Source organism: Roseovarius sp. SCSIO 43702, assembly GCF_019599045.1.
In the GTDB taxonomy this organism is placed as follows: domain Bacteria; phylum Pseudomonadota; class Alphaproteobacteria; order Rhodobacterales; family Rhodobacteraceae; genus Roseovarius.
Genome location: NZ_CP080623.1, coordinates 1,290,835 through 1,305,687, shown reverse-complemented (window position 1 = coordinate 1,305,687; position 14,853 = coordinate 1,290,835). Strand labels below are relative to the sequence as shown.

Below are 14,853 nucleotides of genomic sequence, written 5' to 3'. Positions count from 1 at the left end.
CATGAAGTTCACGCTCAAAGATTACCAGGAAGATGCCGTCAAGGACGTGCTCACCAACCTCCGCAAGGCCGCTAAGCGCTGGCACGAGGATGGGGATCGGCACGCCTTCTCGCTCACCGCGACTACCGGCGCCGGCAAGACCGTCATGGCCGCGGCCGTGTTCGAGGCACTGTTCCACGGCGATGACAACTTCGACTTCGAGCCCGATCCCGGCGCGGTCGTGATCTGGTTCAGCGACGACCCTGCGCTGAACGCCCAGTCGCATTTCCGTCTGCGTGAGGCATCCGACCGTCTGACGCTGTCGGATCTTGTGATCGTGCAGAACACCTTCAACCGCGAGAAGCTTGAGGCTGGGAAGGTCTATTTCCTGAACACGCAAAAGCTGAGCAAGTCGAGCCTGCTGGTGCGCGGCCACGACCCTGACGACCCGGGCGTCGAGACGGACGGCCGCCAGACCGTCATGCCCGACATGCGCGCCTTCACGATCTGGGACACGATCCAGAACACGATCGAGGATCCCGATCTGACCCTCTACCTCGTCCTCGACGAGGCACACCGCGGGATGAAGGCCTCGGGCGGGAATGGCGGCGGCGAGAAGCCAACCATCGTGAAGCGACTGATCAACGGGTCCGGCTCGGTGCCCGGTATCCCGATCGTCCTCGGCATCTCGGCGACGGTCGAACGCTTCAACGCCGCCATGGCCGACATGCAAAGCCGGGCCACTCTTCCCAACGTGGTGGTCGATTCCGGCAAGGTGCAGGCCTCGGGCCTGCTGAAGGACACGATCATCCTCGACGTGCCCAATGAGGTCGGCCAGTTCGATACCGTGCTGGTCCGGCGCGGCACCGACAAGCTGAAAGAGATCACGGCCGCCTGGGAGGAGTACGCAAAGCAGCAGGATGACGCGGACACCGTGGCGCCGCTCATGGTCCTGCAGGTGCCGAACTCGCCAGACCCCGATGACATTGGGCGCGCTCTCGATACGATCTACGAGCGCTGGCCCGAGCTCGGCGACGACGCGGTGGCCCATGTTTTCGGGGACCACACGACCCAGACCTTCGGCAGCCACTCGATTCCCTACATCTCGCCGGAGCGCGTTCAGGAGTCGACCTGGGTGCGCGTTCTGATCGCCAAGGACGCAATCAGCACCGGCTGGGACTGCCCGAGGGCTGAGGTGATGGTGTCGTTCCGTCCCGCGAAGGACAGAACGCACATCACGCAGCTTCTCGGCCGGATGGTCCGTACGCCGCTTGCGAGGAGGATCCCTGGTAACGAGCGGCTCAACGCCGTTGACTGCCTCTTGCCGTTCTTCGACGCGCAATCGGTGAAGGATGTAGCCAAGGCGCTGATGTCCGGCGGCGACGGGGGCGAAGAGCTTCCCGGCCGGCGCGTGCTAGTAAATCCCGACGAAATGAAGCCGAATCCGGCCATTCCGGAGGCGGTCTGGGGCAAGCTGCTCTCTCTCCCGTCGCAGTCGCTGCCGAAGCGCCAGGCCAAGCCCGTGAAACGCCTGACCTCGCTGGCCCACGAACTCGCTGCTGACGGGCTCCTGCCGGGAGCCGGCAAGAAGGCCCACGCCGAGATGCACAAGGTGCTGAACGCCGCGCGAGAGCGATACAAGTCGGAGATCGCGAAGGCGCGCAAGACGGTCCTGACGGTCGAAGGCAAGAGCCTCAAGACCGATCTGGAGACACGAGAGATGTCGTTCGACGACTTCCTCGAGGCTGCGGATTTCGCGGTGATCGATGATGCATACCGCCGTGCAGGGCGCACAATTAGTCCGGATCTTGCAACGTCCTACAGTGAAGCTCTCGCGAAGGCAGAGGGCCACGATGACGACCTTGAAGCCGCGTTGATCGAGGCGCGCGTCACGGTAGCGGCGCTCGGGTTGGTACCGGAAGTGAAGGAGTACCTAGAGTTAGAGGCAGAGAGCCTCGCAAACAAGTGGCTCACGAAGCAACGGATCGAGATCAAGAGCCTCTCGGACGAGCGCCAGGAGGTCTATCGCCAGATCCGTGAGATGAGCGCTCATCCTCTGGATGTCGATCTGGCCAAACCAACTTCGTGGATGCAGCCCACTACCGTGCGAGAAGCGGATGGCTCGGAGACCCCGCTGCCACGCTTCGAACGGCACCTTTTGTGCGCCGCAGACGGCATGTTCCCGGAGGATTTTAACTCGTGGGAAGGAGACGTTGTGTCCGCAGAGCTGAAGCGCGCGGGAACAATCGCCTGGTATCGGAATCCGTCTCGGTCCAGCCAGGACTCCCTCGGCGTGACTTACGAGGACGGCGGAGACGTCAAGATCGTGCGGCCGGACTTTATCTTCTTCGCGGAGCTGGCAGATGGGTCCATTGCCGCCGACATCGTCGACCCGCACGGGACACAGTTCGGTGACTCGATCCCGAAGCTGAAGGGGCTTGCGAAGTACGCTGCGACATACGGCGAAACCTTCCGCCGGATAGATGCGGTCGCGAAGGTGGGCGAGAGTTTTCGCGTTCTGGATCTTAAGGAAGAGGCGGTGCGAGCCGCCGTGGAAAGCGCGACGTCCGTCAAGGCGCTATACGAGAGTGCCGTCGCGGATGACTACACCGTATGAGCCCACGGGATGAGCCCACGGGTTCGTTGTCGGTCGCGAACGCAGAGAGACGGCCCATTCGAACCAGCCGATCCCGCGGCTGCGGGAATACGCCGCAAAATCAGATGCTTGGGGCTCTTAACCGCCGGGGCGCGGTTAAGAGGTCGGGAGAAACCGGGAAAATAGAGACGCCAGACCCGGCGCTCTTGGGCTCTGCCGGTTAAGAGCCCCTCCCGCATAACCCTTGAATATAACGGAAAAATCCAGCCGCAGCCGGACGGAGAGAACGCTTTCGCGGGGGCAAGTGGCGGAGCGGACGGGAGAAAGTTTGAACACATTTTTTGATGAACTGAAGGTTCTTGCCGCCGGGATCATGGCAGGAAAAGGCTCGTAGGATGATCTCTGGCGGCACGCGGCGGTAGCAGCGGCATGTTCTTCGCGTACCGCGGTTGGAAGTCAGGCCCTCCCCACAATCCGCGCGGGCAATGATCGGACAGGCTGCTCTCACTTCGCGGGCGCAGCCTGCCGATATTTCCAGTATTCTCTTGGAATGCCGGCAACGAGCTCACTCACTCTGGCGCCGTGTCAGCGAGGCGCTTCACCGGTCTGACCATCCTGAACCCATGGGAACTCTTGGCTGGCGGTGGGAAGAGCACGACTGTCAGCCCAAAAAGCCCGGCCACATAGAATAACTGAATTGACGGACCAACGATACCCAAGGACGCCGCTGCCATGGAGCGGCTTAGTCCTATCCCCACTGAGTGACATGAAGTACAGGGCTGGTTGTTTTGACCGTTGAGCGGGCATTTTCCGCGGTGGGCCTACCTGCTCTCTCCATGGCGCTGCAAGACAGCCTGGCGCTGTGGCGAAGCGGGTTGTCACATGCAACTCAAGATAATCCTGTGCTCTGATCGGTCGCGTGCATCGTTCGCGAACGCCCGCGCGCTAAGAGGTCACCTGAGGGACCATGCGCGATCAATGTTACGCTGCCAATGCAGCTCGGAAATTTCAGCTTCCTCCGGAAACCGGCCGACCCGCCAGCACCTATGCCCATGCAAGGGGAGTCTGCTGGACCTTGCCGCTATTGGCATGATGACGCCTTTGATAACTTGGCCAATAAATCTTGCCGTCCCGTCTAAGCGCGCTTGCTGACACTCCGAGGTTGCCGTTTGTTTGCTTTACGGTCACGGCGCAGGGGGCGAGCCGCTCAACCCTGCAAACCTACGCTGTTCGGCTTTTGAACCATCGTGCCTAAGGTGTTGGCCTTAAATACCTGGTGCACGATAGTGTCGTTCCAGTGCTAATCGGGGCGGCAATTTACACCCGGAATTAGAGATTTTCATTGCTGCGCGCGACAAAGATGACGCCGCGAGAACGAAGCATTTTTTCCTGACTACCCGGAAAAATGCTTCGCCTCCAGAGCATCCGGCCAATCTCGCTTGTGACAGACGAAACAAGCGAGGTCTCCCGAAGCAGTGACCATCCAACATTCGACAGCTCGCTGATTTGGCGCCCTCCAGCCGCGGCGGGAGACACAGCGACGGACAGCACAAAGGACCTCCCCTCCTTCCTGACCCGGGACGAAGCCCGGACGAAACAAACACAAGGAGGTCTCCATGTTTCATTCGAGAGCAACCACCAGCATCGAAGCCCGCTCGATGTCGGCCGGCGAGCTGGCACTGAGGGAGTTTTTCTCCCAGCACGACGAGGCGCTCGGCAATGCAGCCGTTCTGCTCGCAGACCGGCGCGGCGCGCGGCTCCTCAACGCGATCCGCGACGGCCTGGAACAGCCCGGGTCGATCACCCACCGTCTCCGGCGCCTGCTTCTCCAGCTGCGCGCGATCCTTTTCCTCGATGAGGCCGGTGAAGATGAGTGGGGCAATGAAGGATGCTTCGGCCTTCTCGAGCCCGAGGACCCGATCGTGCCCGAACTTTGCCTGCTCGCTGACGGTCTCGATGATGTGCTGCGCGGCGCGGGGATCACTCCACGCGAAGTTAGCCGGATCCTCTGATGCTCGCCCCGGCCGTCACGCGTCCAGCGCGGCGGCCGGCGTGACGCAGCCGCTCAACAAGAAAAATCGGCCAGCCTACCACTTTTTCCTTCGTGCTCCCGGAGAATGGCCAATGTCCTCGTCATCAGGACAAGTCACCAACCGAAAGGAGCCAGCCCGACCCATCTCTCCCCCGCGACGCACGGACCATGACGCCGATGAATCAGGCACAACCAGTACCGTTCTTCATGCATGAAAGGGAGAAAATCATGCTCAACTCCACCAAACTCGACGCCAGCCAGGCTCGCTTCAACGCAGTGGCAGCGACAGAGGATCACCTGCGCCGACACGGCGCTGGTCTCTGCGACCTCCTGGATGCGCTCGACGACCGGAGCGGGTTCGACGCTCTCTGCGATCTGCACGGTGCGATCTCCGAAAGGTTCCCGGATGCCGATGCCGTCGAACAGGCGCTGCGCGACATCCGTCGCATTCTGTCGGAGCAAGCACCCTCCGCGCTCGATCGGATCAGCCATGAGCGCAGCCTGCCGGCATCTGACATGACACGATGGCACGGCGCGCGCGTCAGCGAACTGCTCGCGAGGTTCCGCCATGCCGGGTAAGCCCGCACCGCGATGTGCCCTGCAGATCGCGAGACAGCGCCGCCTGAGTGTCTATCCGAAGGAATTCGGTCTCGAGCAGGACATCTGCGATGTCACGCTTTGGCTGGTCCAGAAGTACCGCTTACCGTCGGCCCTCGTCTGGATCGACCGGCACTACGTCCAATGCGGCCGTGAGATCGCAGGCATCACGGTGATGACGTCCCCAAGACATCCTGATCCGCCAAGCCCGGCGGCACGCGAAGCGTTCCTCGCACTCAGCTATGAGATAAGACATACCGGCGCGGATACCTACGCCCACCAATGCTGCGACAGAAGGCACTCGCACCACGAGATGCTGCAGGCCTATGGGCGCATCGAAGCGGCACTGCGTAGCTGGCGAGCGCGGTAAACGAGCACGGACACAAGAAGCAAAGGGCGGCATGTGCCGCCCCTTTTTTCTCGGAACCTCCACAGACTGTGCCGGTCAGGTGCGCGAGTCCCATCCACCGTTCGACAGGGCTATGGATCGTACCTGCGCCCTCGCTCACATCGCCAAAATGGGCGGGGAGCGGGCGTTCGCTGCGTTCCTCTCGAATGTCGGGTATATTCAGAAACTGGGCGCAGCAAAGTTCTAAAGCGTTGATCTATTTTTCGGCAATTTCAAGAAAACAGAATCGCCATCCGGAGCTCTACAACATCCAGCGACATCAGGCGCGTATAGAGGAAGTATTTCGTCGACGCATTATTTTATTGCCCCAATGACCTAATTGCGATAATCCTTTCGATTGCACGATGTAGGCTGACACTACGTTCGGATGCCTCAAGGAAATCCCAATATTTCATCGCAAACCGACTAAGGAAACTATTGTATCCCAAGCCGACCTTGGAGTTCCCAATCGGTAGTAGCTCAGCTCTTGATTGCCGATTTCCGTGCTGCTGAACGCAGTGGAGTAGGAATTCCTTTGGGTCGTCAATCTCCGCATCTTCTGGAAACAAGTTGGTAGATACACCGAGGTAGCTGCTTAGGTTGTTGTGATCTGCCAAAAGCCACGCTTCGACCTCGGTTACCGCGATATTAAAGCTCATTTTCGCTGGAAGCGGTTCGGTCAGCTGAGCGCTGCCAAGCCAATCTCTGCGAAGGCTCGGCGGACACACGGCGCGATCAAGGTCAGTTAGGATAAAGACTTGCTGATGTCGCGCGAGTGTGCAGTAGTTGTTGAGCTTCTTTTTGATCCAGCCATATCCGCCTTGATCTCCTTGCAGTTCCGTCAGGTAAACCTCGCCAAGAAGACTTTGCAACAAACGCACGAGCACCGCTCGGCTTAATGGGTCCTCAACACAGTAATAAGCGATCATAGATCAAGCTTCAGTTGCATACCAATTCCCAAACTACGTGCATGCGGCAGCACAACCTCCGCTGGCGAAAGGCCAGCAGATAGAGCGGCTTGTTCAGACTTGTTTACCTTTCGGGTCGTAGATCCATTGTCTGACGGTTCAATTACGATTATTCCGTCAGCATCAATGCCTGGATTCGACAGAAGAGCATAGCTATGGGTAGAAATAAGCACCTGACGGCCTGAGCTACTCGACTTCCGACGTCGCACAGTCTCTATTAAATACGACAATTGTCGAACTACTTCTTCATTCAACGATAGCTCGGGCTCCTCAAGGAGTAACGGCGCATCTCCTGCTTCTTGCAACAGCCAAAAAAGCGCAATCAACCTAAGAGTTCCATCGGAAAACTGGTCTTCTCTCTGTTTTGCCCCTTGTGGGCGATGGTGCTTGAATCTTATTTCCAAGTGGGGCCGTCCAGTAATCTCATCTTGGATGAATTTCAGATCTTCCAGCTGTGGAACTATTGATTGCAGCGCCTTCTCAATTTTCCTCAGACGGGAGTTACGTTGGCGCTCAGGGGTTGAAGAAACTCGAAGTAAGAACCCCTGTCCAAACGGATCATCATCCAAAATTCGCCCACTTATTTCATCACCAAATTTGAGCAACTGAGGAACCAGATGGTAATAGGTTATTGATCCAAAAAAATCTGCCAGTTCGCGGAATTTTTTGTTTGTATTGACTTGCTCGAGATAAGTTTGCTGACGTTGCGCATCGTCGGCGTCGTCCTCAGCATTGGGGCGATTCAGGAGGTTCGTTTTTTCGCCATCGATGCCGATCCGGTTAACAATCTCTCTCGTTATAATGGGCCGGCGGCTCTTCTCAAATCCAGCGCTTGGAATATTAAAGCCTATTATATAATTCCACCCGGCCAACCCATCACCTTCGGTAACATCAATATCGATCAATACTTCAGTATCTTTTCGCGCGTGTAAGCAACGTATTTTTGAGATGCCACCTCGGCTCTCAACTGCCTCTTGAAGCCCCCCACCCTTTGACTTTGCGAGATCACGAAGAAATCGCATTACATCAAGAAAATTGGACTTGCCGGCTGCATTGGGCCCCAGAAGGTATACAATATCGGAAACGTTCGATACTCTCGCACCTCGAAAATTCCGCCAGTTCTTGATCTCGATTCTCGATATCCGCAATGTGCTTACCCTCATTTTAGTCGGCTGAAGTTACACGGTCTGATCATTCTCCACAATCCATCGTTAAGACATGATGCTCATGCATCAGTCGTTGGACTGCAATCGTCGGAATGATCTTTTCAGCTCATGTGTTTGCACCGGAAGCTGGCGTTCGGCACCGGCATGACGAATGTTGTTGGTTCCGGTTGCCTCACATAATCTCGATTCAGCCTTGGTTGGGGAGCGGTCATTCGCCGCGCTGTCCATGAGCGGCAGGTCGGGGCCGGAAGCGACAGCGGACTTGGCCAAGACAGTCGGAATTGGTTGCCGCCCCGCCGCATGACCGCTTCGACCCCATTGCAGAATTGCCAAATCCTTGCTGCGTCGCAGCAGCGAACACTTCGGACATTCACGCGGCGTGGCAGCTGCACAAGATGATAGGTTCGCGCAGAACTCTGGAGGCCATAATGACCGATGAGCCGAACGATCATTGGGAACGCGTCTACGCAACGAAAAACGAATCCGAAGTCAGCTGGTGTGCTGTCGGGTCAAAGATCGATCCGGCGCAGCCGCAGGGCGTTGGTGATCACTGAGACCGACGACAGGCTCATCGCCGCCGCCGCGATCATCGGCGAGAGCAGCAGGCCGGTCACGGGGTAGAGCAACCCGGCAGCAATGGGGACGCCAAGGGCGTTGTAGGCGAAGGCGAAGAACAGGTTCTGCTTGATGTTGCGCAGGCTGGCGCGGGCCAGCTTGCGCGCCCGGACTATGCCCATCAGGTCGCCGCCCAGCAGGGTAATGCCGGCGCTTTCCATCGCCACATCCGCGCCCGTGCCCATGGCGATGCCGACATCGGCGGCGGCCAGTGCCGGTGCGTCGTTCACCCCGTCGCCGGCCATCGCGATCTTGTGGCCCTCTCGGCGCAATTGGTCGATCAGCTCCTTCTTCGCCTCGGGCAGGATGCCCGCGCGCACTTCGTCGATGCCAAGCTTGCCCGCCACCGCCTGTGCCGTGCGCTCGTTGTCGCCGGTCGCCATGATGACCCGCAGACCTTGGGTATGAAGTTCCCTGATGGCTTGCGCGGTGGTGTCCTTGATCGGGTCGGCGACCGCCACGATGCCAACGAGCGCGCCGTCAAGAGCGACGAACATTGCCGTCTTGCCCTCGGTGCGCAGGGTGTCGGCGTTTGCCTCGGCCTGCGCAGTATTAAGCCCCATCTCCTGCATCATCGCCGCGTTGCCGAGCGCCACCGCGCGCGCGCCGACGCGGCCCTGCACGCCCTTGCCGGTGACGGCTTCGAAGTCCGTGGCCTCTTGGCGCGCGGCGCCCCGTGTCTCGGCTCCCTCGACGATGGCCTCGGCCAGCGGGTGTTCCGAGCCGCGCTCGAGCGCCGCAGCCAGCGACAGCAGTTCCGTCTCGGTGATGTCGCCAAGCGCCACAACCTCCGTCAGCTTCGGCTTGCCCATGGTCAGCGTGCCGGTCTTGTCGACGATGAGCGTATCGACACCCGCCATACGCTCCAGCGCCTCGGCGTCCTTGATCAGCACGCCCGCCTGTGCGCCGCGCCCCGCGGCCGTGGTGATGGAAATCGGCGTCGCAAGGCCAAGCGCGCAGGGGCACGCGATGATGAGGACGGACACTGCAGAGGCGATGGCGAAGACCAGCGCGGGTTCCGGACCGAAGATCATCCAGACGATGAAGGCGATGATGGCGATGGCGACCACGGTCGGCACGAACACCGCCGACACCTGGTCGGCCAGCCCCTGGATCGGCGCGCGCGAGCGTCGCGCGTTCGACACCATGGCGACGATCTGCGCCAGCACGGTGTCGGACCCGACCTTGGCCGCCTCCATCACGAGGGAACCGTTCTTGTTGATCGTGGCGCCGGTCACCGCATCGCCCGGGCCCTTTTCTACGGGCATCGACTCGCCGGTCAGCATGCTTTCGTCCAGCGACGAGCGGCCCTCGATCACCGTGCCGTCGACCGGAACAGCGTCGCCGGGACGGACGCGCAGCCGGTCGCCCTCCATGATGTTCTCCAGCGGCGCATCGTATTCAGTGCCGTCCGGCAGGATCCGCCGCGCGGTCTTCGGCGCCAGATCCAGAAGCGCGCGGATCGCATCGCCGGTGCGTTCGCGGGCGCGCAATTCCAGCACCTGGCCCACGAAGACCAACGCGACGATCACCACCGCCGCCTCGAAATAGGTGCCGACGCCGTGGCCCATCCGGTACTGTTCCGGAAACACCCCCGGCAGGAACGTCGCGACGAGCGAGTAAAGGTAGGCCGCCGCCACGCCGATGCTGATCAGCGTCCACATGTTTGGGCTGCGGTTCACAATGGAGTCCCAGCCGCGCCGGAAGAAAGGCAAGGCGGCCCAGAGGATGATCGGCGTTGCCAGCACGAACTCGAGATAACTTGCGGTCTGATGCCCGATCCAGTCGCGCACTGGCAGCGCGACCAGTTCACCCATCGTCAGGATGATGAGCGGCACCGCCGCCGCCGCCGAAATCCACATCCGACGCGTGAAGTCGGTCAACTCCTCGCTGGGTTCGTCCGATGGGACCATCGGCTCCAGCGCCATGCCGCAGATCGGGCAGGACCCTGGCGCATCGCGAACGATCTCCGGATGCATCGGACAGGTGTACTGGACGTTGGCCGGAGCAGCCTTCTTCTGCCGGGCGGCCCGGCCCGAAGCGTAGAACCACGGATCCGCCTTGAACTTCGTCTGGCACTTCTCTGAGCAGAAATGAAAGGTCTCGCCCTGGAACGCGGCGTGACGCCCGTCCGGTTTGACCGCGACCGTCATCCCGCAGACCGGATCCTTCGCCGTCTCGGTCCCCGCCGGAATGTCGGGCGCCGCGTGATGATGATCGTGCTCCATGGTCTGCCAGCCTTTCGGTATCTCGTTTCAGCTTGCGGCCTCCAGCCGTTGGAAGCTCAAGCCCTTTTCAATGGTGGTCGTGAGCGCCTTCCGGGGCGGGATTGCGTGCGAGGAAGATCCCGACGAACAGGAACACCAGCGCCATGCCGATCGCACCCAGGACGACGATCAAGGGGTCGGACTGCCATTTCATCGCGGCGAAGGCGGCCAGCACCACGGCATCAAGTGCGATTGCCGTCAGCAACACCCAGCCCCGAGCGCCGATTTCTTCGCGCAGATGCCGGAACACGCCGAAGTGGATGATCATGTCCATCACCAGATAGAAGAAGGCCCCGAGCGAGGCGATGCGGCTGAGGTCGAAGAAGACCGTCAGGAAGCCTGCGATCACGACGGTGTAAACGAGCGTGTGGTCCTTGATCGTGCCTGGCATCCCGAAATGGCTGTGCGGGATCATCTTCATGTCCGTCAGCATCGCCAGCATCCGCGAGACGGCAAACACGCTGGCGATCAGGCCCGAGGCAGTTGCCACCAGCGCCAGCGCCACCGTCAGGTAGAAGCCGGTTTGCCCGAGGGCTGGTTGGGCCGCTTCAGCCAGCGCGTAGTCCTTCGCCGCCACGAGGCGATCGAGCGGCAGGCTGGAGCCGACCGCGAATGCGACCAGCAGGTAGACGACGACGCAGATGGCGATGGACAGGACTATGGCCCGGCCCACGTTCCGATGCGGATTGGTCACCTCGGCGCCGCTGTTGGTGATGGTCGTGAACCCCTTGAAGGCGAGAATGGACAGCGCGACCGACGCTACGAACCCACCCGCACGAAAATCTCCGCCCGACGCTTCGAACGAGATGCCGCTGGCCCACAGACCGGCCGCCCCGAACAGCGCAATGCCGCCCACCTTGAGAATGGCCATGATAATGGACAGCAGCCCGACCGACCGGTTGCCAGAGACGTTCACGAGATAGGCGAAGACGATCAGCCCCACGCCGAGGACCGGCACGAGAATGCTGTCCGGATCGCCGCCGAAGGCTCGCAGGGTGTAGGTTCCGAAAGTGCGAGCGACGAGGCTTTCGTTGATGACCATCGACAGCGCCATCAGAAGGGCTGCGCCCGCCGCGACCGTCGTCGGTCCGTAGGCTTTCTTCAGGATCATCCCGATGCCGCCCGCAGAAGGGTATACGTTCGACATCTTGATATAAGTGTAGGCGCTGAAGGCGGTCACGATGGCGCCGACGACGAACGAGAGCGGGAAGAGAGGCCCGGCGAGTTCGGCGATCTGGCCGGTCAGCGCGAAGATGCCCGCGCCGATCATCACGCCGGTGCCCATGGCTACCGCACCAGGAAGGGTGATGCTGTTCTTCTCGTAGTCGCTTTTCTTCATGGGTTTCCCTTTTCAGGCTCTTGCCGCAGCGCCAGCCAGAGCAGCGGCAACCCCGTCAGAAACCCGAGTCCGAGCACCGCCCATGTCGCGCGCCCGAGGTCTCCGCTAACCGCCTCACCGCCGAAATGCGCCAGCAGGAAGCTTGCCGGTATGATCCCCGCCAGTGTTGCGACGGCGAAACGCCAGGCGTGCAATCGGCTCAGTCCGGCCGCGTAGCTGATCATGTCGAAAGACACGAAGGGCATCAGGCGGCTGGCAAAGACCGTCGCCGTTAGAGCGTTCTGCGAGCCGAGCAGCCCGGCATCGACGCGGGCGCCGAACACCCGCCGCAGAGCGTCATGCCCCAGAACCCGCGCCAGCCCAAAGGCGATCAGTGCCCCGAGCTCGGCGCCGATGACAACCTGCACGGTTCCCCAGAGATGTCCGTAGGCCGCTCCGGCCGCCAGTGCGATCGGCGCGCTCGGGATGGGGCTGGCCACGACCGCGATGGTCATAAGCGTGACGATCAGGACCGGCCCCCAGAGACCCGCACGCGCCACCAGCGTTTCCAGACGTTCGCCGTCCAGAAGTCCGCGAGCCTCGGCGAACACCGAGGGCGCGACCAACCAGATGCCGAGCAGTCCGATCCCGAGGATCGCAAGGCCCGTGAGGATGGCGGCGCGCAGGCTCATCTCAGATCGCCTCGATGGCTTTCGCCAGGAGGGCGCGCACCTCGCCCGCCACGGCCGTCAGTTCGGCGTTCTCGATCGCCTGCATCGATGCCACAGGATCGATGGCGCTGACTTCCACGCCACCGTCGACCTCGCGCAGGATGACGTTGCATGGCAACATCGCACCGACGCGCGGCTCGATCCCGATGGCCTGATGCGCCATCTTGGGGTTGCAGGCGCCGAGGATGCGATAGGCTGGCATCTCGACATCGAGCTTCTTTTTCATGGTCGCCTTGACGTCGATCTTTGTCAGGACACCAAAGCCATGATCCGCCAGCGCCTTTCGTGTGCGAGCGTCGATGTCGTCGATACCCGCGTCGGCGATCATTCGATTGATCGTGTAGGTCATTTCCAAGTCCTTTTTCTCACTTCCGAAGGTATTTGATCAGTGCCGCTATGGCCAAAACCACCAGCACGAGGATCAGCAGGCCGAAGAGCCAGCCAAACCCTATTCCGAAACCCATTCCAGAGCCCATGTCGTTCCAGGTCATCATCTCATCCTCCTGATTTTCACCCGCAAGGTGCGCCTTTTGACCGGCCCTCACGACAACATGGGGCAGGACAGCACAGGATCGGTGTCGGGACGTCGGGGCGCCCTGTCTGGACGCCCCGCCCGGATCAGACCGACGCCGTGACCGCGAACTCGGTCATCATCCCCGTCGCAAGGTGCGGCATGTGATGGCAATGCAGCATCCAGCGCGCGGCTTCGCCCGCGTCGAGCGCCACGTCGACCATCGACATCGGCGGCACGTGAACCGTGTCGCGCAGCGCACCGGCGACACGCCGTCCGTTCAGGCCGACGACCTGGAACACATGCCCGTGCAGATGCATCGGGTGGGCCATCATCGACATGTTGTGGAACGACAGCACGACCCGCTCGCCCCTGCGCGCGGCGACTGGCTGGTGTTGGCCCCAGACTGCCCCGTTTATCGTCCAGACGTACGGCTGCATCGAACCGCCCAGCATCAGCATCTGGCTGCGGTCCACGGGTCGATCCGGCAGGGCGTCCAGCGCGATGAGGCGCGCCTCCTGCGCAAGATCGGTGTCGAACGCGGGAGCCGCGGTCTCCGCCATGTCATCGAGGCGCCGAACCTCGGCACCCTGCGTGGCGAGGATAAGGCCGGTGCGCTCCCGCGCGCCTTCGCGCAGTGCAAGGATCGGCCAGGCGCCGCCTTCGTTCGGCAGGTCGATCTCGATGTCGAGCCGCTGGCCCATCGCCAGCCCGAACCGCGTGCCCGATAGAGGCTGGACAGCGTGCCCGTCCGCCGCAACCAGGCGTGCCTCGGCACCGCCGGTGTCGATCCAGAACACGGTCGCTGCGGCGGCGTTGATGACCCGGAGCCGGATGCGCCCGCCACGCTCGACCTGCACCACCTCGGGGTCCGACAGGGTCCGGTCATTGGCGAGATAGGCGTCCCAGTCGTAATCGTTCAGGTCCATGGCCATGCCGCCCATCTGGCCGCCCATGCCCATCATCCCACCCATGTTGCCCATGCCGCCATGGCCCATCGCGCCATGATCCATGCCCTGCATCGCCCCCATGCCTCCCATGGGAGCGCCTTGATCGGGTTGCACACCTGCACCGTGGCCAGCGCCGTGCCCGCCGCCATGGCCCGCGCCGATTTCGGCGAGAACCTCCTCGGGAGCCTTGAACGAGAAGTCATGCAGGAACATCACGACGTCCTGCCGGTCGGCAGCAACGTCCTCGGCCGAGCGCACGATTAGCGGCGCGGCGAGCAGCTGCATCTCCTGGGTGGGCACATGGCTGTGCATCCAGTGGGTGCCCGGCCGTGCCTCGAAGTCATAGGATCGGGTTTCACCCGGTGCGAGAAGGGGCATCGGCATGTCCGGCACGCCGTCCTGCGCATTCGGCGGGATCTGGCCGTGCCAGTGGATGATGGTGCCGACATCGAGATCGTTGGTCAGATCGATCCGGAACCTCTGGCCGGGGTTGAGGATCAGTCCCTGACCGCCGAGGCCGGCAAGGCCAAAGACCGTTGCCGCGCGCCCGTCGATATCGAGGGTCCGGGTCGCGGCGGAGAGGCTGATCGGCGCCATCCCTTGCGCGAAGGCGATGTGGGGCATCTGTGCCGCGCCAAGGGCGGCGGCGCTTGCGGCAAGAAAGCCGCGGCGTGAAAGCGTGTTCATTGTCGTCTCCTCGGGACTTATGTCCCGTTCATCAATACCGATGGGACG

Annotated in this window: 12 protein-coding genes; 4 read left to right on the top strand and 8 right to left on the bottom strand. The window is 61.5% G+C overall.

What is annotated here, in order from left to right; all coding sequences use genetic code 11:
• Position 1 precedes the first annotated feature (1 nt).
• From K1T73_RS06250 to K1T73_RS06235, 4 genes are all read left to right on the top strand, one after another.
• Complete coding sequence (locus K1T73_RS06250) at positions 2 to 2,596, top strand: DEAD/DEAH box helicase (RefSeq protein ID WP_220603099.1); 2,595 nt, start codon at positions 2 to 4, stop codon at positions 2,594 to 2,596.
• A 1,595-nt stretch (positions 2,597 to 4,191) separates the two neighbouring features.
• Positions 4,192 to 4,587 carry a hypothetical protein gene (locus K1T73_RS06245; RefSeq protein WP_220603098.1) on the top strand — a complete coding sequence of 132 codons (396 nt, stop codon included), beginning with the start codon at positions 4,192 to 4,194 and terminating at the stop codon, positions 4,585 to 4,587.
• Positions 4,588 to 4,835: 248 nt separating this feature from the next.
• Positions 4,836 to 5,186, top strand: coding sequence for a hypothetical protein (locus K1T73_RS06240; RefSeq protein ID WP_043774813.1), 351 nt, complete (start codon positions 4,836 to 4,838; stop codon positions 5,184 to 5,186).
• A complete protein-coding gene (locus K1T73_RS06235) occupies positions 5,176 to 5,574 on the top strand; it encodes a hypothetical protein (RefSeq protein ID WP_156943934.1) in 399 nt (132 codons plus the stop codon). Before K1T73_RS06240 ends, K1T73_RS06235 begins: the two co-directional genes overlap by 11 nt.
• A 338-nt stretch (positions 5,575 to 5,912) precedes the next feature.
• Here K1T73_RS06235 and K1T73_RS06230 read toward each other — a convergent pair whose 3' ends face one another.
• The 8 genes from K1T73_RS06230 to K1T73_RS06200 form a co-directional block, all read right to left on the bottom strand.
• Positions 5,913 to 6,521 (bottom strand): DUF4276 family protein, encoded by a 609-nt coding sequence (locus K1T73_RS06230; RefSeq protein ID WP_220603097.1) that lies wholly within the window; start codon positions 6,519 to 6,521, stop codon positions 5,913 to 5,915.
• Positions 6,518 to 7,723 carry an AAA family ATPase gene (locus tag K1T73_RS06225; protein WP_220603096.1) on the bottom strand — a complete coding sequence of 402 codons (1,206 nt, stop codon included), beginning with the start codon at positions 7,721 to 7,723 and terminating at the stop codon, positions 6,518 to 6,520. The genes K1T73_RS06230 and K1T73_RS06225 overlap by 4 nt, the downstream gene beginning before the upstream one ends.
• Positions 7,724 to 8,235: 512 nt before the next feature.
• Positions 8,236 to 10,569, bottom strand: coding sequence for a heavy metal translocating P-type ATPase (locus K1T73_RS06220; RefSeq protein ID WP_220603095.1), 2,334 nt, complete (start codon positions 10,567 to 10,569; stop codon positions 8,236 to 8,238).
• A gap of 67 nt (positions 10,570 to 10,636) precedes the next feature.
• Positions 10,637 to 11,947 (bottom strand): APC family permease, encoded by a 1,311-nt coding sequence (locus tag K1T73_RS06215; RefSeq protein ID WP_220603094.1) that lies wholly within the window; start codon positions 11,945 to 11,947, stop codon positions 10,637 to 10,639.
• Positions 11,944 to 12,618 carry a TVP38/TMEM64 family protein gene (locus tag K1T73_RS06210; protein ID WP_043767996.1) on the bottom strand — a complete coding sequence of 225 codons (675 nt, stop codon included), beginning with the start codon at positions 12,616 to 12,618 and terminating at the stop codon, positions 11,944 to 11,946. Before K1T73_RS06210 ends, K1T73_RS06215 begins: the two co-directional genes overlap by 4 nt.
• A gap of 1 nt (position 12,619) precedes the next feature.
• The gene (locus K1T73_RS06205) at positions 12,620 to 13,006 is read right to left on the bottom strand and encodes a DUF302 domain-containing protein (protein ID WP_220603093.1); all 387 of its coding nucleotides are present in this window, start codon (positions 13,004 to 13,006) and stop codon (positions 12,620 to 12,622) included.
• A 16-nt stretch (positions 13,007 to 13,022) separates the two neighbouring features.
• Positions 13,023 to 13,151 carry a hypothetical protein gene (locus K1T73_RS17825; RefSeq protein WP_259400461.1) on the bottom strand — a complete coding sequence of 43 codons (129 nt, stop codon included), beginning with the start codon at positions 13,149 to 13,151 and terminating at the stop codon, positions 13,023 to 13,025.
• 124 nt (positions 13,152 to 13,275) lie between these two features.
• Positions 13,276 to 14,805, bottom strand: coding sequence for a multicopper oxidase family protein (locus tag K1T73_RS06200; protein ID WP_043768002.1), 1,530 nt, complete (start codon positions 14,803 to 14,805; stop codon positions 13,276 to 13,278).
• Positions 14,806 to 14,853 lie beyond the last annotated feature (48 nt).

What these genes read in the sequence shown, in the direction of transcription:
- K1T73_RS06250 (WP_220603099.1), top strand. Translation starts at nt 2, where the DNA reads ATGAAGTTCACGCTCAAAGATTACCAGGAAGATGCCGTCAAGGACGTG.
- K1T73_RS06225 (WP_220603096.1), bottom strand. Translation starts at nt 7,723, where the DNA reads ATGAGGGTAAGCACATTGCGGATATCGAGAATCGAGATCAAGAACTGG.
- K1T73_RS06230 (WP_220603097.1), bottom strand. Translation starts at nt 6,521, where the DNA reads ATGATCGCTTATTACTGTGTTGAGGACCCATTAAGCCGAGCGGTGCTC.
- K1T73_RS06240 (WP_043774813.1), top strand. Translation starts at nt 4,836, where the DNA reads ATGCTCAACTCCACCAAACTCGACGCCAGCCAGGCTCGCTTCAACGCA.
- K1T73_RS06205 (WP_220603093.1), bottom strand. Translation starts at nt 13,006, where the DNA reads ATGACCTACACGATCAATCGAATGATCGCCGACGCGGGTATCGACGAC.
- K1T73_RS06200 (WP_043768002.1), bottom strand. Translation starts at nt 14,805, where the DNA reads ATGAACACGCTTTCACGCCGCGGCTTTCTTGCCGCAAGCGCCGCCGCC.
- K1T73_RS06235 (WP_156943934.1), top strand. Translation starts at nt 5,176, where the DNA reads ATGCCGGGTAAGCCCGCACCGCGATGTGCCCTGCAGATCGCGAGACAG.
- K1T73_RS06220 (WP_220603095.1), bottom strand. Translation starts at nt 10,569, where the DNA reads ATGGAGCACGATCATCATCACGCGGCGCCCGACATTCCGGCGGGGACC.
- K1T73_RS06210 (WP_043767996.1), bottom strand. Translation starts at nt 12,618, where the DNA reads ATGAGCCTGCGCGCCGCCATCCTCACGGGCCTTGCGATCCTCGGGATC.
- K1T73_RS06245 (WP_220603098.1), top strand. Translation starts at nt 4,192, where the DNA reads ATGTTTCATTCGAGAGCAACCACCAGCATCGAAGCCCGCTCGATGTCG.
- K1T73_RS06215 (WP_220603094.1), bottom strand. Translation starts at nt 11,947, where the DNA reads ATGAAGAAAAGCGACTACGAGAAGAACAGCATCACCCTTCCTGGTGCG.
- K1T73_RS17825 (WP_259400461.1), bottom strand. Translation starts at nt 13,151, where the DNA reads ATGATGACCTGGAACGACATGGGCTCTGGAATGGGTTTCGGAATAGGG.